The organism is Vibrio sp. D54 (genome assembly GCF_021728075.1).
Lineage (GTDB): Bacteria > Pseudomonadota > Gammaproteobacteria > Enterobacterales > Vibrionaceae > Vibrio > Vibrio alginolyticus.
Genome location: NZ_JAKKCS010000022.1, coordinates 24,654 through 50,643, shown reverse-complemented (window position 1 = coordinate 50,643; position 25,990 = coordinate 24,654). Strand labels below are relative to the sequence as shown.

The 25,990-nt window shown below is 46.0% G+C and carries 28 protein-coding genes; 25 read left to right on the top strand and 3 right to left on the bottom strand.

Annotation, left to right across the window (positions count from 1 at the left end):
* The first annotated feature begins 115 nt into the window (after positions 1-115).
* From L3V37_RS21625 to glmU, 23 genes are all read left to right on the top strand, one after another.
* Positions 116-862 (top strand): amino acid ABC transporter substrate-binding protein, encoded by a 747-nt coding sequence (locus L3V37_RS21625; RefSeq protein WP_005378831.1) that lies wholly within the window; start codon positions 116-118, stop codon positions 860-862.
* Between the two features lie 114 nt (positions 863-976).
* Entirely contained in the window at positions 977-1,648 is a 672-nt protein-coding gene (locus tag L3V37_RS21620; protein WP_005378829.1) for an amino acid ABC transporter permease, read from the top strand.
* The gene (locus L3V37_RS21615; RefSeq protein ID WP_213971095.1) at positions 1,645-2,382 is read left to right on the top strand and encodes an amino acid ABC transporter ATP-binding protein; all 738 of its coding nucleotides are present in this window, start codon (positions 1,645-1,647) and stop codon (positions 2,380-2,382) included. Before L3V37_RS21620 ends, L3V37_RS21615 begins: the two co-directional genes overlap by 4 nt.
* 242 nt (positions 2,383-2,624) lie before the next feature.
* Entirely contained in the window at positions 2,625-2,759 is a 135-nt protein-coding gene (gene rpmH, locus L3V37_RS21610; RefSeq protein ID WP_005378825.1) for a 50S ribosomal protein L34, read from the top strand.
* A 46-nt stretch (positions 2,760-2,805) separates the two neighbouring features.
* The gene (rnpA, locus tag L3V37_RS21605) at positions 2,806-3,129 is read left to right on the top strand and encodes a ribonuclease P protein component (RefSeq protein WP_005394102.1); all 324 of its coding nucleotides are present in this window, start codon (positions 2,806-2,808) and stop codon (positions 3,127-3,129) included.
* A complete protein-coding gene (gene yidD, locus L3V37_RS21600) occupies positions 3,096-3,353 on the top strand; it encodes a membrane protein insertion efficiency factor YidD (RefSeq protein ID WP_005378822.1) in 258 nt (85 codons plus the stop codon). The genes rnpA and yidD overlap by 34 nt, the downstream gene beginning before the upstream one ends.
* A gap of 2 nt (positions 3,354-3,355) precedes the next feature.
* Positions 3,356-4,978 carry a membrane protein insertase YidC gene (gene yidC, locus L3V37_RS21595; protein WP_005383834.1) on the top strand — a complete coding sequence of 541 codons (1,623 nt, stop codon included), beginning with the start codon at positions 3,356-3,358 and terminating at the stop codon, positions 4,976-4,978.
* A 130-nt stretch (positions 4,979-5,108) separates the two neighbouring features.
* Positions 5,109-6,470 carry a tRNA uridine-5-carboxymethylaminomethyl(34) synthesis GTPase MnmE gene (gene mnmE / locus L3V37_RS21590; RefSeq protein ID WP_005383836.1) on the top strand — a complete coding sequence of 454 codons (1,362 nt, stop codon included), beginning with the start codon at positions 5,109-5,111 and terminating at the stop codon, positions 6,468-6,470.
* 100 nt (positions 6,471-6,570) lie between these two features.
* Entirely contained in the window at positions 6,571-7,005 is a 435-nt protein-coding gene (gene mioC, locus L3V37_RS21585) for an FMN-binding protein MioC (RefSeq protein WP_136976933.1), read from the top strand.
* A 477-nt stretch (positions 7,006-7,482) separates the two neighbouring features.
* Positions 7,483-9,378, top strand: a complete 1,896-nt coding sequence (gene mnmG / locus L3V37_RS21580; protein ID WP_005378901.1) for a tRNA uridine-5-carboxymethylaminomethyl(34) synthesis enzyme MnmG — start codon at positions 7,483-7,485, stop codon at positions 9,376-9,378.
* A complete protein-coding gene (gene rsmG, locus L3V37_RS21575) occupies positions 9,378-10,013 on the top strand; it encodes a 16S rRNA (guanine(527)-N(7))-methyltransferase RsmG (protein ID WP_005378902.1) in 636 nt (211 codons plus the stop codon). The genes mnmG and rsmG overlap by 1 nt, the downstream gene beginning before the upstream one ends.
* Positions 10,014-10,023: 10 nt before the next feature.
* Complete coding sequence (locus tag L3V37_RS21570) at positions 10,024-10,797, top strand: ParA family protein (RefSeq protein WP_005383838.1); 774 nt, start codon at positions 10,024-10,026, stop codon at positions 10,795-10,797.
* 24 nt (positions 10,798-10,821) lie between these two features.
* Positions 10,822-11,703 (top strand): ParB/RepB/Spo0J family partition protein, encoded by an 882-nt coding sequence (locus L3V37_RS21565; RefSeq protein WP_017821562.1) that lies wholly within the window; start codon positions 10,822-10,824, stop codon positions 11,701-11,703.
* Between the two features lie 189 nt (positions 11,704-11,892).
* Positions 11,893-12,282, top strand: coding sequence for a F0F1 ATP synthase subunit I (locus tag L3V37_RS21560; protein ID WP_005378921.1), 390 nt, complete (start codon positions 11,893-11,895; stop codon positions 12,280-12,282).
* Positions 12,283-12,290: 8 nt separating this feature from the next.
* Positions 12,291-13,103: a F0F1 ATP synthase subunit A gene (atpB, locus tag L3V37_RS21555; protein ID WP_005378922.1), complete on the top strand. Its 813-nt coding sequence runs from the start codon at positions 12,291-12,293 to the stop codon at positions 13,101-13,103.
* A gap of 57 nt (positions 13,104-13,160) precedes the next feature.
* Positions 13,161-13,415: a F0F1 ATP synthase subunit C gene (gene atpE, locus L3V37_RS21550; protein ID WP_002540812.1), complete on the top strand. Its 255-nt coding sequence runs from the start codon at positions 13,161-13,163 to the stop codon at positions 13,413-13,415.
* 74 nt (positions 13,416-13,489) lie between these two features.
* Positions 13,490-13,960, top strand: a complete 471-nt coding sequence (gene atpF, locus L3V37_RS21545; protein WP_005378929.1) for a F0F1 ATP synthase subunit B — start codon at positions 13,490-13,492, stop codon at positions 13,958-13,960.
* 14 nt (positions 13,961-13,974) lie between these two features.
* Entirely contained in the window at positions 13,975-14,508 is a 534-nt protein-coding gene (gene atpH, locus L3V37_RS21540) for a F0F1 ATP synthase subunit delta (RefSeq protein ID WP_138939885.1), read from the top strand.
* 13 nt (positions 14,509-14,521) lie between these two features.
* The gene (gene atpA, locus L3V37_RS21535) at positions 14,522-16,063 is read left to right on the top strand and encodes a F0F1 ATP synthase subunit alpha (protein WP_005378931.1); all 1,542 of its coding nucleotides are present in this window, start codon (positions 14,522-14,524) and stop codon (positions 16,061-16,063) included.
* 44 nt (positions 16,064-16,107) lie between these two features.
* Positions 16,108-16,974, top strand: coding sequence for a F0F1 ATP synthase subunit gamma (gene atpG / locus L3V37_RS21530; RefSeq protein WP_005378932.1), 867 nt, complete (start codon positions 16,108-16,110; stop codon positions 16,972-16,974).
* A gap of 35 nt (positions 16,975-17,009) precedes the next feature.
* On the top strand, positions 17,010-18,413 hold the full coding sequence (gene atpD, locus L3V37_RS21525; protein ID WP_005378933.1) for a F0F1 ATP synthase subunit beta: 1,404 nt from the start codon (positions 17,010-17,012) through the stop codon (positions 18,411-18,413).
* 18 nt (positions 18,414-18,431) lie between these two features.
* The gene (locus L3V37_RS21520; RefSeq protein WP_005378937.1) at positions 18,432-18,854 is read left to right on the top strand and encodes a F0F1 ATP synthase subunit epsilon; all 423 of its coding nucleotides are present in this window, start codon (positions 18,432-18,434) and stop codon (positions 18,852-18,854) included.
* Between the two features lie 149 nt (positions 18,855-19,003).
* Positions 19,004-20,365, top strand: a complete 1,362-nt coding sequence (gene glmU, locus L3V37_RS21515) for a bifunctional UDP-N-acetylglucosamine diphosphorylase/glucosamine-1-phosphate N-acetyltransferase GlmU (protein ID WP_237307076.1) — start codon at positions 19,004-19,006, stop codon at positions 20,363-20,365.
* An 84-nt stretch (positions 20,366-20,449) separates the two neighbouring features.
* Here glmU and L3V37_RS21510 read toward each other — a convergent pair whose 3' ends face one another.
* The gene (locus tag L3V37_RS21510) at positions 20,450-21,190 is read right to left on the bottom strand and encodes an amino acid ABC transporter permease (RefSeq protein WP_005383852.1); all 741 of its coding nucleotides are present in this window, start codon (positions 21,188-21,190) and stop codon (positions 20,450-20,452) included.
* A gap of 115 nt (positions 21,191-21,305) precedes the next feature.
* On the opposite strand from L3V37_RS21510, the gene L3V37_RS21505 reads away from it, so the two are divergent.
* Positions 21,306-22,082 carry a transporter substrate-binding domain-containing protein gene (locus tag L3V37_RS21505; RefSeq protein ID WP_237307075.1) on the top strand — a complete coding sequence of 259 codons (777 nt, stop codon included), beginning with the start codon at positions 21,306-21,308 and terminating at the stop codon, positions 22,080-22,082.
* Between the two features lie 44 nt (positions 22,083-22,126).
* Here L3V37_RS21505 and punC read toward each other — a convergent pair whose 3' ends face one another.
* Positions 22,127-23,332, bottom strand: coding sequence for a purine nucleoside transporter PunC (gene punC, locus L3V37_RS21500; RefSeq protein ID WP_005378946.1), 1,206 nt, complete (start codon positions 23,330-23,332; stop codon positions 22,127-22,129).
* Positions 23,333-23,484: 152 nt separating this feature from the next.
* Between punC and punR the strand changes: the two genes are divergently transcribed.
* Positions 23,485-24,387, top strand: a complete 903-nt coding sequence (gene punR / locus L3V37_RS21495) for a DNA-binding transcriptional activator PunR (protein ID WP_017821565.1) — start codon at positions 23,485-23,487, stop codon at positions 24,385-24,387.
* A 54-nt stretch (positions 24,388-24,441) separates the two neighbouring features.
* On the opposite strand, the gene ilvA is transcribed toward punR, so the two are convergent.
* Entirely contained in the window at positions 24,442-25,989 is a 1,548-nt protein-coding gene (gene ilvA, locus L3V37_RS21490) for a threonine ammonia-lyase, biosynthetic (RefSeq protein WP_053304042.1), read from the bottom strand.
* Position 25,990: the final 1 nt, after the last annotated feature.

The window sequence follows — 25,990 nt, the reverse complement described above, 5'->3', positions numbered from 1 at the left end:
ACATTCTTCTTCTATTATCTAATAACTCACAGGTCTAGGTTATTGCTCTTGGTTATTTATTTAATTGAGCTAACTAACAGTAGTATTTCCAACCATAAAATTATGGAGATGTATTATGAAAAACTGGATTAAGGTTGCCGTTGCAGCCATTGCACTGTCGGCAGCAACCGTACAAGCCGCTACTGAAGTCAAAGTTGGTATGTCAGGTCGCTACTTCCCGTTTACTTTTGTAAAGCAAGACAAGCTACAAGGCTTTGAAGTCGACATGTGGGATGAAATCGGTAAACGTAACGATTACAAAATCGAATACGTAACAGCCAACTTCTCTGGTTTATTTGGTCTTTTAGAAACTGGTCGTATCGATACGATCTCCAACCAAATCACCATGACTGATGAGCGTAAAGCTAAATACCTATTTGCTGACCCTTACGTTGTAGATGGCGCACAAATTACCGTGCGTAAAGGCAACGACAGCATCAAAGGTGTTGACGATCTTGCGGGCAAAACCGTTGCGGTGAACCTAGGCTCTAACTTTGAGCAACTGCTGCGTCAATACGACAAAGACGGCAAGATCAACATTAAAACGTACGACACAGGTATCGAACATGACGTGGCGCTCGGTCGTGCAGACGCGTTTGTAATGGATCGTCTTTCTGCGTTAGAGCTGATTAAGAAAACTGGCCTTCCTCTGGAATTGGCAGGCGAACCGTTTGAGACCATTCAAAACGCATGGCCTTTCGTTGACAACGAGAAAGGTCGTAAGCTGCAAGAAGAAGTAAACAAAGCACTAGCTGAGATGCGCGCAGATGGTACAGTAGAGAAAATTTCCGTGAAGTGGTTTGGCGCTGACATCACGAAATAAGAACTCTTTGTACTTTAGGCCGCAAAGTGGTATCACTCTCGGACTAAAATAAACTTACGTAAAGGTGGAACTTGTTTTCCACCTTTTCTTTTCTCTAGCCTTTAGGTAAGCCGTATGGGATTTGACTTTAATTACATGTTGGAACTGTTGCCGATATTGCTGAAATATCTTGGCACAACCATGGAAATGGCGACATGGGGATTGGTGTTTTCGCTGATTTTATCCGTCATTTTAGCCAATATTCGCGTATTTAAACTGCCAGTTCTGGATCAATTAAGCCAACTGTACATCAGCTTCTTCCGTGGCACCCCACTGTTGGTTCAGCTTTTCCTGCTTTATTACGGCTTACCGCAAATTTTTCCATTGATGGTCGGTATCGACGCCTTTTCAGCAGCGGTTATCGGTTTAACGCTGCACTTTGCCGCTTATATGGCGGAAAGTATTCGTGCCGCCATTATTGGCATTGATCGCAGCCAAATGGAAGCGAGCTTATCGGTCGGTATGACGACATCCCAAGCAATGCGCCGAGTGATTTTACCTCAAGCAACGCGTGTCGCACTGCCTTCATTGATGAACTACTTCATCGATATGATCAAGTCAACGTCTCTCGCTTTCACGCTTGGTGTGGCCGAAATCATGGCGAAAGCACAGATGGAAGCCTCATCAAGTTTCCGTTTCTTTGAAGCTTTCCTTGCGGTTGCTCTTATTTACTGGGGCGTGGTGGTAATTCTGACTCGCGTACAAATCTGGGCAGAAGCAAAACTGAATAAGGCGTACGTACGATGATTAAGTTAGAAAATATTCACAAACGTTTTGGTGAGACTGAAGTGCTGAAAGGCATCGACCTCGATATTAAGCAAGGTGAGATCATCGTGATTATCGGCTCAAGTGGTACGGGTAAATCAACCTTGCTGCGTACGGTGAACTTTCTAGAACAAGCAGATGAAGGTAGTATCACGATAGATGACATCTCCGTTGATACTCAAAAACACACTAAAGCCGAAGTATTAGCGCTGCGTCGTCGAACTGGCTTTGTGTTCCAAAACTATGCCCTGTTTGCCCATATGAATGCGCGCCAGAACATTGCCGAAGGTCTAGTGACCGTTCGAGGTTGGAAAAAAGCCGATGCTCTCAAACGAGCGCAACAAATTCTGGATGATATCGGTCTTGGGGATAAAGGCGATAGTTATCCAGCGGCATTGTCTGGCGGCCAACAACAACGTGTGGGTATCGGCCGAGCGATGGCGCTGCAACCAGAACTGCTGTTGTTTGACGAACCAACTTCTGCGCTGGATCCTGAATGGGTCGGTGAAGTTCTCTCATTAATGAAGAAGTTAGCTAATCAGCATCAAACTATGCTGGTGGTGACGCACGAGATGCAATTCGCGAAAGAAGTCGCTGATAGAGTGATCTTCATGGCGGAAGGCAATATCGTTGAGCAAGGTTCTCCACAGGATATCTTCGATAATCCACAAGATCCTCGTTTGAAAAAATTCCTTAACCAAGTAGGAATAGAGTAACGATCAAGCATCAGGATCGATTGATCCTTGAGATTTTACTCACACTACGTATAATCGCCCGGCCGGAATTTCGTACTCATTGAGTCATTGACACATTATGTGAGTGTGATTACAATTCCGCCTCTTTGTTGAGAGGCGTCGGTTGTCCTTCTCTATATAAAGAGCTTCTTTATATAAGAAAGCAAATACCCACGCCGGGTTTAACAAGAACCTAAAACTACTGATCAGTAAAGGTAATTATCATGAAACGCACTTTTCAACCTACAGTTCTAAAGCGCAAGCGTACTCACGGCTTCCGTGCTCGCATGGCAACTAAGAACGGTCGTAAAGTTATCAACGCACGTCGTGCAAAAGGCCGTGCGCGCCTATCAAAATAATCGCTAGTTTATTTTGAACACGTACGCGTTTAATCGGGAGTTACGTTTGTTAACTCCCGAGCATTATCAAAACGTCTTCCAGCAAGCTCATCGAGCTGGCTCGCCTCATTTCACCATCATTGCTCGCAATAACAAACTTTCTCACCCACGATTAGGTTTAGCGGTTCCCAAAAAGCAAATCAAAACGGCTGTCGGTCGTAACCGATTTAAGCGTTTGGCTCGTGAAAGCTTTCGTAACAATCAACATCAGCTTCCAAACAAAGATTTTGTTGTGATTGCGAAGAAAAGCGCGCAAGATTTAAGCAATGAGGAAATTTTTAAGTTGTTTGATAAGCTATGGCAACGCCTGTCTCGCCCTTCACGTGGATAGCCATTGGGCTCGTTTATCTGTATCGCTGGTTTATCAGCCCTTTGATTGGTCCTCGTTGCCGGTTCACACCAACCTGTTCCACTTACGCGCTAGAAGCTTTGAGAGCTCACGGTTTTGTAAAAGGATGTTGGTTATCAGGCAAACGTCTATTAAAATGCCACCCTTTGAATGAAGGGGGGTATGACCCCGTTCCACCAGTCCAAAAACAAGACAGAGATAACTAACGATGGATTCTCAACGTAATATCCTGCTCATCGGTTTGGCCCTGGTTTCTTTTTTGCTGTTTCAACAATGGCAAGTTGCAAAGAATCCAGAACCTCAAGCAGTTGAACAGGCTCAATCAAGCAGCACTCTACCTGCACCATCTTTTGCTGATGAACTTGACCCAGTTCCTGGTCAACAGCAAGCTTCTGCAAAAACTATCACAGTAACGACTGATGTTTTAACTCTGTCGATCGACACCGTTGGTGGCGATGTGGTACATGCCAACCTTAACGAATACTCTGCTGAGTTAGATTCATCAGATTCCTTTGTTCTGCTTAAAGACGCTCAAGGTCACCAATTTATCGCTCAAAGCGGTCTAGTGGGTCCTCAAGGTATCGACTTGAGCAGCACAAATCGCCCTCACTACAACGTAAGTGCAGACAGCTTCACAATGGCTGACGGTCAAGATGAACTTCGCGTTCCGATGACATTCACTGCAAACGGCATCGAATACACCAAAACTTACATCTTTAAACGCGGCAGCTACGCGCTTAATGTTGAATACGATGTAGTGAACAACTCAGGCAACAACGCAACATTTGGTATGTACGCTCACCTACGTCAAAACCTAATGGACGATGGTGGTAGCATCACAATGCCTACTTACCGTGGTGGCGCATACTCAACAGAAGATACGCGTTACAAGAAGTACAGCTTTGATGATATGCAGGATCGCAACCTGTCTCTTAACCTAGCCGATGGCCAAGGTTGGGCAGCAATGATTCAGCACTACTTTGCCGCAGCTTGGATCCCACGTAACGAACCAGGTACTAACCTATACACTCGTGTAATTGGCAACCTAGGCGACATCGGCGTTCGTATGCCGAACAAAACTATCGCAACAGGCGATCAGGCTAAGTTTGAAGCAACACTTTGGGTTGGTCCAAAACTGCAAGATGAAATGGCAGAAGTGGCACCTAACCTAGACCTAGTAGTGGACTACGGCTGGTTATGGTTCATTGCGAAGCCTCTTCATATGTTGCTTTCATTCATCCAGAGCTTTGTTGGTAACTGGGGTGTGGCAATCATCTGTCTGACCTTCATCGTTCGTGGTGCAATGTACCCACTAACAAAAGCGCAATACACGTCTATGGCGAAAATGCGCATGCTACAGCCTAAGCTGCAAGCAATGCGTGAGCGTATCGGTGATGACCGTCAGCGCATGAGCCAAGAAATGATGGAACTGTACAAGAAAGAGAAAGTGAACCCACTAGGTGGTTGTCTACCTCTTATCCTACAGATGCCTATTTTCATCGCGCTTTACTGGGCACTAATGGAATCGGTAGAGCTACGTCACTCTCCATTCTTCGGTTGGATTCATGACCTTTCAGCGCAGGACCCTTACTACATCCTGCCGCTATTGATGGGTGCGTCTATGTTCCTAATCCAGAAGATGAGCCCGACAACGGTAACGGATCCAATGCAGCAGAAGATCATGACCTTTATGCCGGTTATGTTTACCTTCTTCTTCTTGTTCTTCCCATCAGGTCTCGTTCTGTACTGGTTGGTGTCGAACATCGTAACGCTTATCCAGCAAACTCTGATCTACAAAGGATTAGAGAAAAAAGGCTTACACAGCAAGTAACCTTTTAGGAAATGATTGAGAAAGGCGGCCAAAAGGTCGCCTTTTTGTTTTTGGCTGATTACAATTCAGCTAATTAATTGTGATGGCTCCCTAGGTATCTTCCCTATAGCCCAGCTCAAAAGGCAAAATTATGACTACAGATACGATTGTCGCTCAAGCGACCGCGCCTGGTCGTGGCGGTGTCGGTATTATTCGAGTTTCTGGCCCTAAAGCCAACCAAGTGGCGTTAGAAGTCACTGGCAAAACACTAAAGCCCCGCTACGCAGAGTACCTGCCGTTTAAGTCAGAAGATGGCACTGTGCTTGATCAGGGCATCGCACTGTACTTCCCTAACCCGCACTCATTTACCGGTGAAGACGTACTTGAGCTGCAAGGCCATGGCGGCCCCGTCGTGATGGATATGCTGATAAAACGCATTCTAGGTATAGATGGTATTCGAGCTGCTCGCCCTGGTGAGTTCTCTGAACGCGCATTTCTGAACGATAAACTCGACCTCGCTCAAGCCGAGGCGATCGCAGACCTCATTGATGCCAGTTCTGAAGAAGCAGCAAAATCGGCGCTGCAATCCTTACAGGGCGCATTTTCAGGCCGCATTAATACCTTAGTTGAGTCGCTGATTCATTTGCGTATCTATGTTGAAGCAGCCATCGACTTCCCTGAAGAAGAGATCGACTTTTTGGCCGACGGTAAAGTGGCTGGTGACCTACAAGCCATCATCGACAACCTAGATGCGGTGCGCAAAGAAGCTAACCAAGGCGCTATTATGCGTGAAGGGATGAAAGTCGTGATTGCGGGTCGTCCAAATGCGGGCAAATCAAGCCTACTGAACGCGCTATCGGGTAAAGAATCTGCAATCGTAACCGACATCGCAGGAACCACGCGTGATGTACTGCGTGAGCATATCCATATTGATGGCATGCCACTACACATCATTGATACAGCAGGTTTGCGTGATGCTTCCGATGAAGTAGAGAAAATCGGTATCGAACGCGCGTGGGATGAAATAGCCCAAGCAGACCGCGTGTTGTTCATGGTGGATGGCACTACAACCGATGCCACCGATCCGAAAGATATCTGGCCAGATTTTGTGGATCGCCTACCAGACAACATTGGCATAACTGTGATCCGTAATAAAGCGGATCAAACGGGTGAAGATATGGGGATCTGCCACGTCAATAACCCTACTCTTATCCGTTTGTCAGCGAAGACTGGTGCAGGGGTTGAAGCTCTGCGCGATCATCTCAAGGAGTGTATGGGCTTCTCTGGCAACAGTGAAGGTGGGTTTATGGCTCGTCGTCGTCATCTCGATGCATTAGAACGTGCCGCACAGCACCTTCAAATAGGCCAGGAGCAACTTGAAGGCTATATGGCAGGTGAAATATTGGCTGAAGAGCTACGCATCACCCAACAACATCTCAATGAGATTACCGGTGAGTTCAGTTCTGACGACTTACTGGGACGAATCTTCTCTTCATTCTGTATCGGGAAGTAAATAATCGAACGCGCGGTGCTGAGCTTAACTCACACCGCGTTTCTTTTTGTACGGCAAGCCATCCATGAGCTTTAGCCGTCGCATTCAATAAGGAAGAAGTATGATCCACATTATTACAGGCAGCACGTTAGGTGGCGCAGAATACGTAGGGGATCACCTGAGTGATCTATTCAACGAGAATGGATTTGAAACAACGATCCACAACCAGCCTTCCCTCAGTGATATCGAAAATCAAGGTACGTGGTTGGTGATCACCTCTACACATGGAGCTGGTGAGTATCCTGATAATATCCAACCTTTTATCGCAGCATTACAAAATACACCGCCAAAAATGACTGATGTAAAATTTGCGGTGATTGCGATTGGTGACTCTAGCTACGATACGTTCTGTGCCGCTGGTCAACACGCTTATGATTTATTAGAGGATATTGGTGCAACCCCTCTCGCAGATTGCTTTAAAATCGATGTACTGAGCCATGATGTGCCAGAAGACGCCGCAGAGATGTGGTTAAAAGAGAATATCGAACGTTTTTAAACTCACGACTTTCCCTTCAACAGAGTCGAAATTCGGCTCTGTTTTCTCCCATGTGAATAACTCCCACCAAATTATTTTGTTTAACCGCTCAAAAACTAACCAAACAGACTGTGGATAACTACAATAAGATCCAGTGATTTTCCTTTAGTTATCCCAATAACAACTTTGATCAATTTTACCCCCTGTGTATAACCACCACTTTTGATCCCAGGTAATCCTCGATCTGATCCAATCATGATCACAAGATATGATCCAAAGAAGATCCATGATCTTGTTGATCATTTTTAGGTTATCCACAGAAACGGTCGATCCTAATAGTAGATCTAATAAAAGATCATATATATAGATCTTATATATATTTATCTTGAAGCTTAAAACGGATAAAACGAGAAAACGTTTTTCTCTCTGGCATAAAGCAGGTAAAATACGGCTCCTTTATCTGTCCATTAAATCCCTTTGAATACCTGAGGTCAGTTCATGCTTTATCACGAAAACTTTGACGTCATTGTTGTCGGTGGCGGACACGCAGGAACGGAAGCCGCGCTCGCATCTGCACGCACAGGACAAAAAACGCTTCTCCTTACCCATAACATCGATACATTAGGCCAGATGTCTTGTAATCCGGCGATCGGTGGTATTGGTAAAGGTCACTTAGTAAAAGAAGTAGATGCTATGGGCGGTTTGATGGCTGAAGCTATCGACCATGCAGGTATTCAGTTTCGTACACTAAATGCCTCCAAAGGTCCTGCAGTACGAGCAACTCGAGCTCAAGCCGATCGCGCTCTGTACAAAGCGTACGTTCGTAATGCATTAGAAAATGCGCCTAACTTAACGTTGTTCCAGCAGTCAGTTGATGATCTGATTGTTGAACAAGATCGCGCAGTTGGTGTGGTAACTCAAATGGGACTTCGCTTCCATGCGAAAGCCGTTGTGCTAACCGTGGGTACCTTCCTTGGTGGTAAGATCCACATAGGTATGGAAAGCTCGTCTGGTGGTCGTGCCGGGGATCCACCATCGATCGCATTAGCGGATCGACTGCGTGAACTGCCGTTCCGTGTGGATCGTTTAAAAACAGGTACTCCACCGCGCATTGATGCTCGTACAGTTGATTTTTCAGTGCTAGAAGCTCAGCACGGTGATAACCCAACGCCTGTATTCTCGTTCATGGGCAAACGTGAACAGCATCCGCGTCAGATTCCATGTTTCATTACCCACACCAATGAACAAACTCACGATGTGATCCGTAGTAACTTGGATCGCAGTCCAATGTACGCAGGTGTGATTGAAGGTATTGGTCCTCGTTACTGTCCGTCTATTGAAGACAAAGTGATGCGTTTCGCTGACAAAAACAGCCACCAAATCTTCATTGAGCCAGAAGGCCTAACCACGCACGAGTTATACCCTAATGGTATCTCGACCAGCTTGCCATTTGATGTGCAAGTACAAATCGTGCGCTCAATGAAAGGGTTTGAAAATGCACACATCGTTCGCCCAGGTTATGCGATTGAATACGATTTCTTCGATCCACGTGATTTGAAGCAAACGTACGAGACGAAGTTCATCCATGGTTTGTTCTTTGCTGGCCAGATTAATGGTACGACTGGCTACGAAGAAGCCGCAGCGCAAGGCTTGATGGCGGGCCTAAACGCAAGCTTGTTTAGCCAAGACAAAGAAGGCTGGAGCCCACGTCGTGACCAAGCTTACATGGGTGTGTTGATTGATGACTTATCGACCATGGGTACCAAAGAGCCGTACCGCATGTTCACTTCTCGTGCGGAATACCGCCTGCTACTTCGTGAAGATAATGCCGATTTGCGTTTAACGGAAAAAGCGCGCGAGCTAGGCTTGATTGATGATGTTCGTTGGGCTCGCTTTAACGAGAAAATCAACAATATGGAAACGGAGCGTCAGCGTTTGAAAGCAACGTGGATGAATCCGAAGTCAGAGGGTGTTGATGAGCTGAACAAGCTACTGAAAACCCCAATGGCCCGTGAAGCGAGTGGTGAGGATCTTCTGCGTCGTCCAGAGATCACTTATTCGCAACTGACGCAACTTGAAGCGTTTGCTCCTGCACTTGAAGATCAGCAAGCGGCTGAGCAAGTTGAAATTCAAGTGAAATACGATGGTTACATCAAGCGTCAGCAGGAAGAGATCGAAAAATCACTGCGTCACGAAAATACCAAGTTACCTGCTGATTTGGATTACCGCGATGTAAAAGGTTTATCAAACGAAGTCGTTGCTAAACTGAGCGAGGCCAAACCAGAGAGCATCGGTATTGCATCACGCATTTCTGGTATTACGCCTGCTGCAATTTCTATTCTACTTGTTCACTTGAAAAAGCATGGTTTGCTGAAGAAAGGTGAGGAAGAATAATGAGCGCATTGCGAACAAAGCTGGATTCACTGATCGCGAAAACCGATTTGGAAGTGTCAGAACAGCAACGAGAGCAGTTAGTTGGTTATGTCGAACTGCTCGACAAATGGAACAAAGCGTACAATTTAACATCGGTACGTGATCCGCTTGATATGTTAGTGAAACATATTCTTGATAGTATCGTTGTAAGCGCACACCTGCCCGGTGAGCGCTTCATTGATGTTGGTACTGGTCCGGGGTTACCGGGCATCCCTTTGGCAATCATGAACCCTGAGAAAACCTTCTTTTTGCTCGACAGTCTTGGCAAACGCATCCGTTTTATCAAGCAAGTCGTGCACACATTAGGGCTGAAAAACGTGACACCAATTCAAAGTCGCGTCGAAGAATTCCAGCCTGAAGAAAAATTTGATGGCGTTTTGAGTCGAGCTTTTGCTTCAATGACAGACATGGTGGAATGGTGCCACCATTTGCCGAAACAAGAGCACGGGGTGTTTCTAGCGCTGAAAGGACAGCACCCTAAAGATGAAATGGATCAGCTTCCTGAATGGTGCAGTGTGACAGAGATCATATCTTTGGCTGTTCCTGAGTTGGAAGGTGATCGTCATCTAGTAATCTTATCGCGCAAGGAAAATTAGCGAGGTAATCGTGGGTAAAATTGTAGCAATCGCCAACCAGAAAGGTGGGGTCGGCAAAACAACAACGTGCATTAACTTAGCGGCTTCGATGGCGGCAACAAAGCGCAAGGTTTTGGTGATCGATCTCGACCCGCAAGGTAATGCTACGATGGCCAGTGGCGTGGATAAGTATATGGTTGACGCCACCGCATACGATCTTTTGGTCGAAGATACACCGTTCGATCAAGTCGTTTGTACCCAAACAACAGGGAAGTATGATTTGATCGCGGCGAACGGAGACGTAACCGCGGCAGAAATCAAATTGATGGAAGTTTTCGCTCGTGAAGTGCGTCTAAAAAATGCATTGTCGTCAGTTCGCGATAACTATGATTTCATCTTTATTGATTGTCCTCCTTCTCTAAACCTTCTTACAATCAATGCGATGGCGGCAGCTGACTCTGTGCTGGTGCCGATGCAATGTGAATACTTTGCGTTAGAAGGTTTAACTGCTCTTATGGATACAATCAGCAAGTTAGCGGCTGTTGTGAATGAAAACCTCAAAATCGAAGGTTTATTGCGTACCATGTACGACCCACGCAACCGCTTATCGAATGAAGTATCCGATCAACTTAAAAAACACTTTGGGAATAAAGTTTACCGTACTGTCATTCCGCGTAATGTTCGTTTGGCTGAAGCACCAAGTCACGGTAAGCCTGCAATGTACTACGATAAGTACTCCGCAGGTGCCAAAGCGTATCTTGCTCTAGCGGGCGAAATGCTCCGCCGCGAAGAAATCCCAGTTTAACTCTAACCTAAGGAATTCAATCCCATGTCTAAGCGTGGTCTCGGAAAAGGACTGGATGCGTTATTGTCGACCAGTTCGTTTGCTCGTGAAAAACAGCATATTGCATCGCATAGCCAAGAATTATCGGCAGACGGTGAGTTAACCGATTTAGCGATTGGTCAATTGCAGCCGGGCGTATACCAACCGCGTAAAGATATGGCGCCTGAAGCGCTAGAAGAACTAGCGGCTTCGATTCAATCACAAGGCATTATTCAACCAATCGTGGTTCGCCAGGTCGAAAGTGGTCAGTTTGAGATCATCGCAGGTGAACGCCGCTGGCGTGCTGCAAGGCAGGCGGGTTTAAAACGCGTGCCGTGTTTGGTGAAAAAAGTTGAAGATCGTGCCGCCATCGCCATGGCGTTGATTGAAAACATTCAACGTGAAGACTTGAATGTGATTGAGGAAGCCCAAGCGCTTGAGCGTCTACAAGATGAATTCACGCTGACACATCAGCAAGTGGCCGATGTGATTGGTAAATCAAGAACGACGGTGAGTAACCTATTACGTCTGAATCAGTTGGAAGTTGATGTAAAAGGTCTGGTTGCAGATAAAAAATTGGAAATGGGTCATGCTCGAGCTCTGTTAGCGTTAGAAGGCGAACAGCAAGTCGAAGTAGCTCAACAAGTGGCTAAGAAGCAAATGACTGTTCGCCAAACCGAACAGTTAGTAAAAAAGTGCTTAGCCCCACAAAATGAGCAAAAAGGGCAACAAGAGGATACCGAAGCCGAGCAAATGTCGCATAAATTGAGTCAGCTGCTTGATGCAAAAGTTTCTCTTACCCGTTCTGCAAACGGAAAAGCGAAATTGACGATAAGTCTTGATGAGCCTCACAAATTGGACCAACTAATTGCCAAGCTTGAGGCCTAGATGAGATAATTGATTTAGGTCAATTAATCTAATTAATCGAATTTTGTGCGAAAGTTGTCGTTTTGTAAACAAAACTGTAAGTTTTTGATGCAATCGAATTGCTTTACGTTGAACTGAACGTATAATTTTCGCCAATTTCCCAGCACAGAGAGTTAAGTGCGAAGTGGATATTACTAGAGGTACGAATACATGGTAGCTGCGTTAGCTAGACCAGGACGAGAGCTCGCAAGGCAATTGTTAATGATCCAGTCTGGCGCGGTTATTTTTGTGGCAGCAGGAATGGCGGTAGCCATAAATCCTGACTGGGGATTTTCAGCGCTGATTGGCGGAGGCATTTTTGTTGTTGCCAATGCAGTATTCGCGCTGTGTGCTTTCATGTTTAGTGGAGCTCGCGCTGCCAAGCGCATCGCTGCTTCCTTCTATACGGGTGAAGTACTGAAAATTCTCATCACGGTTGCACTGTTCTATGTTGCCTACATGTATATGCAGGTGGAACTTGTTCCCCTCAAACTAACCTATTTGCTGGTACTAGGTATTAATATCTGTGCACCAGTGCTATTCATTAACAACAAAAAATAGGATGAGTTATGGCTGCGCCAGGTGAAGCGCTAACATCGTCCGGTTACATTGCCCACCACCTTTCTAACCTATCGCTATACAAGTTGGGTTTAGTAGGGTCGGAGACAAGTTTCTGGAACGTACATATCGATAGCCTGTTTTTTTCTTGGTTTACTGGTTTAATCTTCCTCGGAATTTTTTACAAAGTAGCAAAGAGAACAACAGCGGGTGTACCGGGTAAGCTTCAGTGTGCTGTAGAAATGATCGTTGAATTTGTCGCCGATAACGTCAAAGACACGTTCCATGGACGCAACCCACTGATCGCGCCTTTAGCACTGACTATCTTTTGTTGGGTATTTTTGATGAACGTGATGGACTTAGTTCCTATCGACTTCTTACCATACCCAGCAGAGCATTGGCTAGGTATTCCTTACCTTAAGGTTGTACCGTCTGCTGATGTGAATATCACCATGGCTATGGCTCTAGGCGTTTTTGCATTGATGATTTACTACAGCATCAAAGTAAAAGGTCTAGGTGGATTCGCAAAAGAACTTGCACTACATCCATTCAATCACCCACTGATGATTCCGTTTAACCTACTAATTGAAGTGGTATCGCTATTAGCGAAACCTCTATCACTTGGTATGCGTCTATTCGGTAACATGTTCGCGGGTGAGGTTGTATTCATTCTTTGTGCGGCAATGCTACCATGGTACTTACAATGGATGGGTTCACTACCGTGGGCAATCTTCCATATCTTGGTTATTACGATTCAAGCCTTCGTATTCATGATGTTGACAATTGTTTACCTGTCAATGGCACACGAAGATCCTGATCATTAATTTTTTTAAAGCTTTTTATTTGGGCACTAAGCCAACAACTATAAATTGGAGATAGTAATGGAAACTTTACTGAGCTTTTCTGCAATCGCCGTAGGTATTATCGTCGGTCTTGCTTCTCTTGGTACAGCGATTGGTTTCGCACTGCTAGGTGGTAAATTCCTAGAAGGTGCTGCACGTCAACCAGAAATGGCTCCTATGCTACAAGTTAAGATGTTCATCATCGCGGGTCTACTTGATGCGGTTCCAATGATCGGTATCGTAATCGCGCTACTATTCACTTTCGCAAACCCATTCGTTGGTCAACTAGGTTAATCACCTTTAACTCGGGACGGGCGATTATCGCTTGTCACTGATTAACACTAAGTCCAAATAGAGGGGTAGCTGTTGTGAACATAAACGCAACTCTGCTAGGTCAAGCAATCTCGTTCGCACTATTTGTGTGGTTCTGCATGAAGTATGTATGGCCACCATTGATGCAAGCGATCGAAGAGCGTCAGAAGAAAATTGCTGATGGTCTTCAAGCAGCAGAACGTGCTGCGAAAGACTTGGATCTAGCACAAGCCAACGCTTCTGATCAATTGAAAGAAGCGAAGCGCACAGCAACTGAGATCATCGAACAAGCGAACAAGCGTAAGTCTCAAATTCTTGATGAAGCTCGCGAGGAAGCTCAGGCAGAACGCCAGAAAATCCTAGCGCAAGCAGAAGCAGAACTTGAAGCTGAACGCAATCGTGCACGCGATGAGCTGCGCAAACAAGTTGCTACTCTGGCTGTAGCTGGTGCTGAGAAAATCCTTGAGCGTTCTATCGATAAAGATGCGCAAAAAGATATTCTCGACAACATTACTGCAAAACTTTAAGTCTGGGGGCGCATATGTCTGATTTGACTACTATCGCACGCCCCTATGCTAAAGCAGCCTTCGACTTTGCTTTAGAGAAAGACCAGTTGGACCAATGGGGCCAAATGTTATCTTTTGCTGCTGAAGTGGCCAAAAACGAACAAATGAACGAACTACTAACGGGTTCGGTTTCTGCTGATAAAATGGCAGAAATTTTTGTTGCAGTTTGCGGTGAACAAGTTGATGCGCACGGTCAAAACCTTATGAAGGTAATGGCTGAGAATGGTCGTTTAGCGGCCCTTCCTGATGTTTGTAAAGAGTTTTTTACTCTGAAAAAAGAACATGAGAAAGAAATTGATGTTGAAGTAATTTCAGCAACAGAGCTTTCTGATGAACAACTTGCAAACATTGGCAGCAAACTTGAAAAGCGTCTTGAACGCAAAGTGAAGCTGAATTGCAGTGTAGATGAGACCCTACTTGGTGGGGTTATTATTCGAGCCGGAGACCTAGTCATCGATGACTCAGCGCGTGGTCGTTTGAACCGCCTGAGCGATGCATTGCAGTCTTAATGGGGATTGGAGCATGCAACTTAATTCCACGGAAATTAGCGATCTGATCAAACAACGTATCGAATCTTTCGAAGTTGTTAGTGAAGCTCGCAACGAGGGTACTATCGTATCGGTAAGCGATGGTATCATCCGCATCCACGGCCTAGCGGACGTGATGCAAGGTGAAATGATTGAATTACCGGGTGGCCGTTATGCACTGGCACTTAACCTTGAGCGTGACTCGGTTGGTGCGGTTGTAATGGGCCCATATGCTGACCTTAAGGAAGGCATGAAAGTTACAGGTACTGGCCGCATTCTTGAAGTGCCAGTTGGTCCAGAACTACTAGGCCGCGTAGTAAACACGCTGGGTGAGCCTATCGATGGTAAAGGTCCAATCGAAGCGAAAATGACTTCGCCTGTAGAAGTGATCGCACCAGGTGTAATCGACCGTAAATCGGTAGACCAACCTGTGCAAACTGGTTATAAGTCAGTTGACTCAATGATCCCAATCGGTCGTGGTCAGCGTGAGCTTATCATCGGTGACCGTCAGATTGGTAAAACAGCACTGGCGATCGACGCGATCATCAACCAGAAAGACTCTGGTATTTTCTCTATCTACGTAGCAATCGGTCAGAAAGCATCGACTATCGCTAACGTTGTTCGCAAACTAGAAGAGCACGGCGCACTACAAAACACTATCGTTGTAGTTGCATCAGCTTCTGAATCTGCAGCGCTTCAATATCTAGCGCCTTACGCAGGTTGTGCGATGGGTGAATACTTCCGCGATCGCGGTGAAGACGCACTGATTGTTTACGATGATCTATCTAAGCAAGCGGTAGCTTACCGTCAGATCTCTCTACTACTTAAACGTCCACCAGGCCGTGAGGCATTCCCAGGTGACGTATTCTACTTACACTCGCGTCTACTAGAGCGTGCAGCTCGTGTAAACGAAGAGTACGTAGAGCGTTTCACTAACGGTGAAGTGAAAGGTAAGACTGGTTCTTTGACTGCTCTTCCTATCATCGAAACTCAAGCAGGTGACGTTTCAGCATTCGTACCGACTAACGTAATCTCGATTACCGATGGTCAGATCTTCCTACAAACTGAGCTATTCAACGCTGGTGTTCGTCCTGCTGTTGACCCAGGTATCTCAGTATCTCGTGTAGGTGGTTCAGCTCAGACGAAAATCATCAAGAAACTATCAGGTGGTATCCGTACAGCACTAGCTGCATACCGTGAACTAGCGGCATTTGCTCAGTTCTCTTCTGACCTTGATGACGCAACGAAGAAACAGCTAGACCATGGTCAAAAAGTTACAGAACTAATGAAGCAGAAGCAGTACGCTCCAATGTCTGTATTTGACCAAGCTCTAACTATCTTCGCGGCAGAGCGCGGTTACCTTGATGATGTAGAACTTAACAAAGTTCTAGATTTCGAGGCGGCTCTACTATCGTACGCTCGCGGTCAATACGCTGAACTAGCAGCTGAGATCGACAAGTCTGGCGCTTACAACGATGAAATCGAAGCTCAGTTGAAGAAACTGACTGACGACTTCAAAGCAACCCAAACTTGGTAATTAGGTCGGTGGCAGTTTCTGCCACCAACTAACGGAGAGTAACGATGGCCGGCGCAAAAGAGATACGTAATAAAATCGGTAGTGTTAAAAGCACTCAGAAAATTACGAAAGCGATGGAAATGGTAGCAGCTTCAAAAATGCGTCGTTCTCAAGATGCAATGGAAGCTTCTCGTCCATACGCTGAAACAATGCGTAAAGTGATCGGTCATGTGGCTAACGCAAACCTAGAGTACCGTCATCCGTACCTAGAAGAGCGTGAAGCTAAACGTGTTGGTTACATCATCGTTTCGACAGACCGTGGTCTGTGTGGTGGTTTGAACATTAACGTGTTCAAAAAAGCCGTTACAGATATGCAAGCATGGAGAGAGAAAGGTGCTGAGATTGAGCTAGCCGTTGTTGGCTCAAAAGCAACAGCTTTCTTTAAACATGGTGGCGCAAAAGTTGCGGCACAGGTTTCTGGTCTTGGAGATAATCCAAGCCTACAAGACCTAATCGGCTCTGTTGGCGTAATGCTGAAGAAATACGATGAAGGTGAACTGGACCGTCTATATGTAGTATTCAACAAGTTTGTAAATACTATGGTTCAGCAACCAACGATCGATCAATTGCTACCTTTGCCTAAATCGGACAGCGAAGAGATGCAGCGTGAGCATTCATGGGACTACATCTATGAGCCTGAACCAAAACCTCTACTGGATACGCTATTAGTGCGTTACGTAGAGTCTCAGGTATACCAAGGTGTGGTTGAGAACCTTGCTTGTGAGCAAGCGGCTCGAATGATTGCGATGAAGGCTGCAACGGATAACGCAACCAGTTTGATTGACGATTTGGAACTTGTGTACAACAAAGCCCGTCAGGCTGCGATTACACAAGAACTATCAGAAATCGTTGGTGGTGCAGCTGCGGTTTAAGCTTAGGTAAAACGAAATAGTTTAGAGGATTAACGATGGCTACAGGTAAGATCGTACAGATCATCGGTGCGGTAGTCGACGTAGAGTTCCCACAGAGCGATGTACCTAGTGTATATGACGCTCTAAACGTAACGGACTCAAAAGAGCGTCTAGTTCTTGAAGTTCAACAACAGCTAGGCGGTGGCGTAGTTCGTTGTATCGTAATGGGTAGCTCTGATGGTTTACGTCGTGGAGTAGAAGTGGTTAACACTGGCGCTCCAATTTCAGTACCAGTAGGTACTAAAACTCTAGGTCGTATCATGAACGTCCTAGGTGACGCGATTGACGAGCGTGGTGAAGTGGGTGCGGAAGAGGTTTACTCTATCCACCGTAGTGCACCAAGCTACGAAGAGCAATCAAACGAAATTGCACTTCTAGAAACGGGCGTTAAAGTAATCGACCTAATTTGTCCATTCGCTAAGGGTGGTAAAATCGGTCTATTCGGTGGTGCTGGTGTAGGTAAGACCGTTAACATGATGGAACTTATCAACAACATCGCACTACAGCACTCAGGTCTATCAGTATTTGCTGGTGTTGGTGAGCGTACTCGTGAAGGTAACGATTTCTACTACGAGATGCAGGAAGCGGGCGTTGTAAACGTTGAGAAGCCTGAAGAATCAAAAGTAGCGATGGTTTACGGTCAGATGAACGAGCCACCAGGTAACCGTCTACGTGTTGCACTGACTGGTCTAACAATGGCAGAGCGTTTCCGTGACGAAGGTCGTGACGTACTACTGTTCATTGATAACATCTACCGTTACACACTTGCAGGTACAGAGGTATCAGCACTACTAGGTCGTATGCCTTCTGCGGTAGGTTACCAGCCAACTCTTGCAGAAGAGATGGGTGTACTCCAGGAGCGTATCACGTCAACGAAATCAGGTTCTATCACGTCTGTACAGGCGGTATACGTACCAGCGGATGACTTGACTGACCCGTCTCCAGCAACAACGTTCGCGCACTTGGATGCAACGGTTGTACTTAACCGTAACATCGCTGCAATGGGTCTATACCCTGCGATCGACCCGCTAGATTCAACATCTCGTATGCTTGATCCACTAGTCGTTGGTCAAGATCACTACGAAGTTGCTCGTGGTGTTCAGCAGACTCTTCAGCGCTACAAAGAGCTGAAAGATATCATTGCTATCCTAGGTATGGACGAGCTATCTGAAGAAGATAAGCAAGTTGTATCTCGTGCACGTAAGATTGAGCGTTTCCTAACTCAGCCTTACCACGTAGCAGAAGTATTTACAGGTGACCCTGGTATTTACGTACCTCTAAAAGAGACTCTACGTGGCTTTAAAGGTCTACTAGCTGGTGAATACGACGACATTCCTGAGCAGGCATTTATGTACTGCGGTAGCATCGACGATGCTATTGAGAATGCGAAGAAGCTATAAGGCTAACTAGGAGGCGATATGGCAGCAATAACCTTTCACCTAGACGTAGTAAGCGCTGAGAAGAAAATCTTCTCTGGTCGTGTTGAAACGTTTCAGGTGACCGGTAGCGAAGGTGAACTTGGTATTTTCCATGGTCACACACCGCTGCTGACCGCTATCAAGCCTGGTATGGTGCGTATTGTGAAACAGCACGGCCACGAAGAAATTATTTATGTTTCTGGTGGTATGGTAGAGATTCAGCCTGGTACAGCGACTGTACTAGCTGATACAGCTATCCGTGGTGAAGAGCTAGACGCAGCGAAGGCAGAAGAAGCCAAACGCCGCGCTGAGGAGCAAATCCAGAATCAGCATGGTGACATGGACTTCGCACAAGCGGCCAGTGAACTGGCTAAAGCCATTGCTCAGCTACGAGTTATCGAGCTGACAAAAAAGCGTCGCTAAGCTTAATTAGCAACGTTGCATGAAAAAAGGCGGCCAATTGGTCGCCTTTTTGATTAATTTTAGTTGGAAATTTACCTTACTCCATTAACTATTTTAAAAGAGCTGTTTAAAATAACGGCCAATTAACATAAAACGTCAATAGGTTATCAATGAAATTCAGTGCTGTGATTCTTGCAGCGGGTAAAGGTACCCGTATGCATTCGAACATGCCTAAAGTGCTACACACTTTGGCAGGCAAGCCAATGGCAAAACATGTGATTGATACATGTACAGGTCTAGGTGCACAAAATATCCACTTGGTCTTTGGTCACGGTGGTGATCAAATGCAAACCACTCTTGCAGAAGAGCCTGTAAATTGGGTGCTTCAAGCGGAGCAGTTAGGGACTGGTCATGCGGTTGATCAAGCATCTCCTCGCTTTGAAGACGATGAAAAAGTACTGGTGCTTTACGGTGATGTTCCACTGATTTCAGCTGAAACGATTGAAAACCTATTAGATGCACAGCCAACAGGCGGTATTGCACTACTAACAGTGATTCTAGATAACCCGACAGGCTACGGTCGTATTATCCGTAAGAATGGTCCTGTTGTGGCGATCGTTGAGCAAAAAGATGCAACAGAAGAACAAAAACAAATTAAAGAGATCAATACTGGCGTGATGGTTGCGACTGGTGGGGATCTTAAGCGTTGGTTGTCTGGCTTAAACAACAACAACGCACAAGGCGAATACTACCTAACTGACGTTATTGCAGCTGCACACGATGAAGGTCGTGCCGTTGAGGCAGTACACCCAGTCAATGCCATTGAGGTGGAAGGGGTCAATGACCGCGCACAGCTTGCTCGTCTAGAGCGTGCTTTCCAGTCAATGCAAGCTCAGAAGCTACTAGAGCAAGGTGTCATGCTACGCGATCCAGCACGCTTTGATTTGCGTGGTGAGTTACAGTGCGGTATGGACTGTGAAATCGACGTGAATGTTATCGTCGAAGGTAAAGTTTCACTGGGTGATAACGTGGTTATCGGTGCGGGTTGTGTACTGAAAGATTGTGAAATCGACGACAACACCATCGTTCGCCCTTACAGTGTGATTGAAGGTGCAACGGTTGGTGAAGAATGTACGGTTGGTCCATTTACTCGCCTTCGTCCTGGTGCTGAAATGCGTAACGATTCCCATGTGGGTAACTTCGTTGAAGTGAAAAATGCGCGCATCGGAGAAGGTTCAAAAGCGAACCACCTAACTTACTTAGGTGATGCAGAGATCGGTCAACGTACTAACATCGGCGCAGGTACTATCACTTGTAACTACGATGGTGCGAACAAGTTTAAAACCATCATCGGTAATGATGTATTTGTTGGTTCTGATAGCCAGCTGGTGGCGCCTGTCACTATCGCTGATGGCGCAACCATAGGTGCAGGCACGACACTAACAAAAGATGTTGAAGAAGGTGAGTTAGTAATTACTCGCGTCAAAGAGCGCAAAATTACTGGCTGGCAGCGTCCTGTAAAACAGAAATAAACATTACCTGCACTCACTCTATCGCTATACTGTCAAAGCCGCTCAACAAGAGCGGCTTTGTTGTTTCTAGCTCAGGCTTCATCGTTAGTAGCTAGGAATAGCAATACGTTTTTCGAGCCAACGAACGGCTTGAGATACAAATAGGATGAGCAACAAGTACTCCAAAACGAGGAAGGTATAAATCTCTAGGGGTAAGTACTCATTCACCACCAGCTCATTAGCACGGCGAGTGAGATCGCTTAAACCAATCACGCTGACTAAAGAACTCATCTTGAGAATGTAGACAAATTGATTGCCCAGTGGAGGGAGGATTTGTCGAAACGCTTGGGGAAGAATTACCAAGCGCATCTTTTGCCAATAGCTTAAGCCCAAAGACTCAGCTGCTTCATGCTGGCCACGGCTGATAGCTTGTATCCCACCGCGAAACACTTCCGCCATAAACGCACTCTCAGCGATAGTCAGTGCAATAACACCCGCCCAAAAGTGATTGAGTGAGACATCCAATAGCGTAGGCATGCCGTAATACACCCAAAGTAGTAAGACTAAAACTGGCACTGAACGGATCACCTCGACATAAATACGGTTTATCCACTTCAGAGAGGCAGAGTCCGACAGAGCGGGTAACGCAACGATCAGGCCCAAGCTCATCGCAAATAACATACTGAGGAGTGATACCTGAATGGTGTCATTAAACCCAGCGATTAAAAACTTTAGATTGGTGAGCCCTTGATCCGTAGAAGGGTCAAGTACATACCAGCCCCATTGATAATCTGAACAACCAGTGAGTAATAGCAGTGAAAACAGCCATAGAGTTCGAAACGTCACATTTACTCCCTGAATTAACTAAAAAACTTCCTTTGTTGCTGCTATGTTATCAGTAGAGCTCTAATAAAGGTTAATTATTAAACCGTATAAGGTCATTATTTTTAAGGGAATAAAAATGAGAAAGATTTTACTAGTGCTAGGAATGTGTTTGCTTGCTGCGACTCAAGTCGCTCACGCTGAAAGCCGTCTTCAATCCATTTTAGACAATGGCGTACTCCGAGTTGGAACGACGGGAGATTGGAATCCGATGACGATGAAAGACCCCGCGACAAACAGTTATCGTGGCTTCGATATCGATGTAACAACAGAACTTGCTAAATATCTCGGTGTAAAAGTGGAGTATGTGCCCACGGATTGGAAGACGCTAGTTAATGGCATTACCGCCAACAAATACGATATTACTGGCAGCGCATCTCTGAACATGTCGCGCGCGAAAGTAGCTGGATACAGCCAGCCGTATTTCTACCTTGCCTTTGTACCTGTGGTGCAAAAGAAAGATCTCGCCAAATTTTCTGATTGGGCGGATTTTAATAAACCAGAAGTAAAAGTCGCAGCGACGTTAGGTACGGTACAAGAAAAAATGGTGAAAGAGTTCTTCCCGTCTGCTCAGCATATTGTTATTGAAGCGCCAGCGCGCGACTTCCAAGAACTACTAGCTCGCAGGGCCGATGTATCGGTGACGTCCAATGTGGAAGCAGCGACGTTGGTGGATAAGTTTAAACAGTTGGCGATAGTGCCAGTGACCGCACCGCGTAAACCAACCCCAATTGCTATGTTGTTGCCGCAAGACGATCAAGTATGGATTAATTACATCAATCACTGGGTAGAGTTGAAAAAGACTCAAGGCTTTTTTAAGCAGACTGCCAAGAAGTGGGGGTTGAAAAGCTTATAAACAGAAAGAGCCGCATTGCGCGGCTCTTTTTATTATCTGAACGATTAAAGTTCGTCTTCACTCACGACTCGGGCGTTGTCAGGAGTCGTAAAGTGCTTGGATAATTCGCGATTCGACAGAATGTATCCCATCCACAGCCCACCCATACAGATGATGATTGCGATGCCAGTAACCATCTGAGCTTGGCTTGCCATTGCGGCTACCAATGCACTTGAGAAGCTACTTACACAGATTTGCAGGCTGTTTTGCAGACCTGCTGCTGTTGCAGGGCTCTGTTGTGCGCTGGCCAGTGCACGGTTTACCACTATTGGGTACAGCGCGCCGTTAGCAACGGCAATCAAACAGAATGGCGCAAGAATAGGCCAAATCGATGACAGCTCCCACTGTGAAGCAATGAAAATCATTAATGCCGCGACACTAAATAGGCCAATCAGTTGGCGCAGAACCTTTTCATCACCAAATTTTCGAACGCCTACTTTACCTAAGTAGCCACCAGCCATAAATGCGATAGTTTGTGGGATAAAGCTCAAACCAATATCTTTTGCTTCGTAGCCCAGTTGCGCCATGATTTCTGGCATCCCTGTTAGGTAAGCAAAGAATGCAGCTGAAGCCGTCGCAAACATAAACACGTTGCCAAGGTATTTTTTAGAACTCAGCAGCGCTTTGATGTCGGCAGACATACTGGTTTGTTTGATTTCTGCTTTCTCGTCTTTTTGTGCCATGGTCGCAAAGACCAAAAAGACACCAACCAGTGTTAGCGTAATAAAGATACTGTGCCAGCCGAAGTTATCTGCCAACACAACCCCTAATTGAGGTGCTAGTGCTGGTGATAGCGCGACGAGTGGCATTATTGTCGCAAAAATTTGTTGGCTACTGCTTGAGTAGCGCTTAATGACCATAGCCTGCCAGATCACGGCTGGTGCACACACACCGATAGCTTGGATAAAGCGCAGTGTGAGTAGTTGCCATACTTGATCACAGAAAGCCAAACCGAATGACGCGATAGTAAATAGCACCAACCCGGCTGCGAGTGTATTACGATGGCCAAATTTATCGGATGCCAATCCCCACATTAGTTGGCCAATCGCCATACCAACGAGGAATACCGTTAAAGAGAGCGCAATTTGCTCAGGGCCTGTTGCAAAGTCGATTTCCATCGCTTTGAATGCTGGCAGATACATATCGGTAGCAACGAAGCCAAGCATCGATAATGCTGCCAGATAAATGAGCTGTAGTTTTGAGATTTTCATGATTCAACCAGTCAAATTATTTAATCATTTTTTAATCAACATCAGTTGGCGCCAACCCTGATTTATTTACCTTATTATTCTATTTTTCGATTTTGAGAAAATAAAACGCTAAAATTGTTGGTTATCAATCAAATTTTTTGAAAGGTTAAATCATGTTCTCTAAAGCGTCTTTGGAAATGCTGGATACGGTTGCCCGTTTAGGCAGTTTCACCGCTGCGGCTGAGGTATTGCATAAAGTCCCCTCAGCCATCAGCTATGGAGTAAGGCAGGTCGAGCAAGATTTAGATGTGGTGCTGTTTCGACGTTTACCAAGGAAAGTCGAGCTAACTCCAGCGGGTGAACTTTTTATGGCCGAGGCGCGCTCTTTGCTGCGTCAAATGGAAGAGGTGAAAGCACAAACGCGGCGAGCGGCTCAAGGATGGAAAAGCACGTTAAAGCTGACCTTAGATAACGTGGTGAAGTTAGAAAAACTCAAACCTTTGGTGGAAGATTTCTATCGCGAGTTTGAATTTGCTGAATTGCAGATCAATATGGAGGTCTTCAATGGTTCTTGGGAAGCCATAGCACAAGGTCGAGCTGACATTGTCGTTGGCGCGACATCTGCGGTTCCCGTTGGGGGAGATTTTGAAGTCAAAGATATGGGCGTATTAGATTGGGCATTTGTAATGTCACCCGCTCATCCTTGCGTTCGACAACAAGTGCTTACTGAAGAGTTTGTGAGTCAATTTCCGGCGATCTGTCTTGATGATACTTCGAACGTGCTGCCAAAACGCCATACTGGCCATTATCCGCAACAGCGCCGATTATTATTGCCCAATTGGTATAGTGCGATTGAATGTTTAAAAAATGGGGTGGGCGTGGGTTACATGCCACGTCATATTGCAACACCCTTAATCAATGATGGTGTGCTGGTGGAGAAGGTCATGCCGGATGATAAACCGCTCAGTCACTGCTGCTTAGTATGGCGCAAAGATGATAATCATAAATTGATCCAGTGGATGGTGGACTATCTTGGGTCGCCTAATCAGCTACATAAAGATTGGTTACAGTCATAAAAAACACCTCGCATTAGCGAGGTGTTTTCATTGATATGTTTAAAATGTGGCGTTTTATGACAAGAAAAACTTATACGATGGGTTGTCTGTCTCGTCTTTGCATTGATAGCCAAGTTCACGTAAATGTGCAGAAAACTGAGCTAAATCGCTTTCATCTAACTCGAAACCACATAAAACACGTCCGTAGTCAGCGCCGTGGTTACGGTAGTTGAACAAACTGATATTCCAGTGTGTGCCGAGTGTGCTTAAGAACTTAAGTAGCGCCCCAGGGTACTCTGGGAATTCAAAGCTGTAGAGGCGCTCTTTAAGCGGCTTAGACGGCTTACCACCAATCATGTAGCGCACGTGCAGTTTCGCCATTTCATCATCAGACAAATCAACCACTGGGTAGCCACCATCACGTAAGTCGTGAATGATATGTTCTAGCTCTTCCTGACCGCCTTGCAAACGCACACCGACAAAGATATTTGCCAATGCGTCATCGTTGTAGCGGTAGTTAAACTCTGTCACGGCACGGCCGCCAATGAGATTACAGAACTCAAAGAAAGCACCTTGACGCTCAGGGATGGTGACGGCAAGCAGACCTTCACGTTTTTCACCAAGCTCGCAGCGTTCAGAAACATAACGCAGACCGTGGAAGTTGGTGTTTGCGCCAGACAATACCGTACCTAGGTTTTTGTCTTTCAGCTTGTTCTGTTCAGCAAACTTCTTCAAACCCGCCAGAGCAAGCGCGCCAGAAGGTTCTGCAATCGCACGGGTGTCTTCAAAGATGTCTTTTACTGCTGCGCAGATTTCATCGCTAGAGACTGCAATATGGCCATCAATGTACTTTTGGCATAGACGAAACGTCTCTTCACCAATGCGTTTTACTGCAACGCCATCGGCAAACATGCTGACCTGGTCTAATACTACTGGTTCACCTGCATCCAATGCCGCTTTGAGGCATGAAGAATCTTCTGGCTCGACCGCAATCACTTTGATTTCTGGCATGAGCTGCTTCACGAGTACCGCAACACCGGCAGCCAAACCGCCACCACCGACAGGGACGAAGATGTAATCAAGGTGACCATTTTGCTGCAGCATTTCCATGCCGATGGTGCCTTGACCTGCAATCACCAGTGGGTGATCGAAAGGAGGGACAAATGTGTACCCATGCAGATCAGAAAGGCGTTCCGCTTCCGCTTTTGCCTCATCAAAGTTGCTGCCGTGCAGCACTACATTGCCACCGAAGCCACGTACCGCATCGACTTTGATGTCTGGTGTGGTTTTGGGCATCACGATGGTGGTCTTGATGCCTAGCTTAGTACCAGAGAGCGCCATGCCTTGAGCGTGGTTACCTGCCGATGCTGCAATGACACCAGCGGCTTTCTGTGCTTCAGATAAACTCGCCACCATGTTGTATGCACCGCGCAATTTGAACGAGTGTACGGGTTGGCGATCTTCACGCTTGATCTGCACATTATTCCCGATACGTGCAGATAAACGAGGCATTTCTTGCAGTGGCGTCACTGTTGCTACTTCATAAACAGGTGCGCGAAGGATTTGGCGCAGATAATCTGCGCCAGTTTGGTTCACTTGTTTTTCGGGTTGAGCTTCCATCATT

Bases quoted from the DNA above. Each gene is read 5' to 3' on its own strand.
- mnmG (WP_005378901.1), top strand. From the start codon at position 7,483: ATGCTTTATCACGAAAACTTTGACGTCATTGTTGTCGGTGGCGGACAC.
- L3V37_RS21565 (WP_017821562.1), top strand. From the start codon at position 10,822: ATGTCTAAGCGTGGTCTCGGAAAAGGACTGGATGCGTTATTGTCGACC.
- atpA (WP_005378931.1), top strand. From the start codon at position 14,522: ATGCAACTTAATTCCACGGAAATTAGCGATCTGATCAAACAACGTATC.
- L3V37_RS21505 (WP_237307075.1), top strand. From the start codon at position 21,306: ATGAGAAAGATTTTACTAGTGCTAGGAATGTGTTTGCTTGCTGCGACT.
- atpH (WP_138939885.1), top strand. From the start codon at position 13,975: ATGTCTGATTTGACTACTATCGCACGCCCCTATGCTAAAGCAGCCTTC.
- L3V37_RS21615 (WP_213971095.1), top strand. From the start codon at position 1,645: ATGATTAAGTTAGAAAATATTCACAAACGTTTTGGTGAGACTGAAGTG.
- atpE (WP_002540812.1), top strand. From the start codon at position 13,161: ATGGAAACTTTACTGAGCTTTTCTGCAATCGCCGTAGGTATTATCGTC.
- yidD (WP_005378822.1), top strand. From the start codon at position 3,096: ATGGCAACGCCTGTCTCGCCCTTCACGTGGATAGCCATTGGGCTCGTT.
- ilvA (WP_053304042.1), bottom strand. From the start codon at position 25,989: ATGATGGAAGCTCAACCCGAAAAACAAGTGAACCAAACTGGCGCAGAT.
- mioC (WP_136976933.1), top strand. From the start codon at position 6,571: ATGATCCACATTATTACAGGCAGCACGTTAGGTGGCGCAGAATACGTA.
- yidC (WP_005383834.1), top strand. From the start codon at position 3,356: ATGGATTCTCAACGTAATATCCTGCTCATCGGTTTGGCCCTGGTTTCT.
- punC (WP_005378946.1), bottom strand. From the start codon at position 23,332: ATGAAAATCTCAAAACTACAGCTCATTTATCTGGCAGCATTATCGATG.
- atpG (WP_005378932.1), top strand. From the start codon at position 16,108: ATGGCCGGCGCAAAAGAGATACGTAATAAAATCGGTAGTGTTAAAAGC.
- punR (WP_017821565.1), top strand. From the start codon at position 23,485: ATGTTCTCTAAAGCGTCTTTGGAAATGCTGGATACGGTTGCCCGTTTA.
- atpB (WP_005378922.1), top strand. From the start codon at position 12,291: ATGGCTGCGCCAGGTGAAGCGCTAACATCGTCCGGTTACATTGCCCAC.
- L3V37_RS21520 (WP_005378937.1), top strand. From the start codon at position 18,432: ATGGCAGCAATAACCTTTCACCTAGACGTAGTAAGCGCTGAGAAGAAA.
- L3V37_RS21560 (WP_005378921.1), top strand. From the start codon at position 11,893: ATGGTAGCTGCGTTAGCTAGACCAGGACGAGAGCTCGCAAGGCAATTG.
- glmU (WP_237307076.1), top strand. From the start codon at position 19,004: ATGAAATTCAGTGCTGTGATTCTTGCAGCGGGTAAAGGTACCCGTATG.
- L3V37_RS21620 (WP_005378829.1), top strand. From the start codon at position 977: ATGGGATTTGACTTTAATTACATGTTGGAACTGTTGCCGATATTGCTG.
- L3V37_RS21625 (WP_005378831.1), top strand. From the start codon at position 116: ATGAAAAACTGGATTAAGGTTGCCGTTGCAGCCATTGCACTGTCGGCA.
- atpD (WP_005378933.1), top strand. From the start codon at position 17,010: ATGGCTACAGGTAAGATCGTACAGATCATCGGTGCGGTAGTCGACGTA.
- rpmH (WP_005378825.1), top strand. From the start codon at position 2,625: ATGAAACGCACTTTTCAACCTACAGTTCTAAAGCGCAAGCGTACTCAC.
- mnmE (WP_005383836.1), top strand. From the start codon at position 5,109: ATGACTACAGATACGATTGTCGCTCAAGCGACCGCGCCTGGTCGTGGC.
- rsmG (WP_005378902.1), top strand. From the start codon at position 9,378: ATGAGCGCATTGCGAACAAAGCTGGATTCACTGATCGCGAAAACCGAT.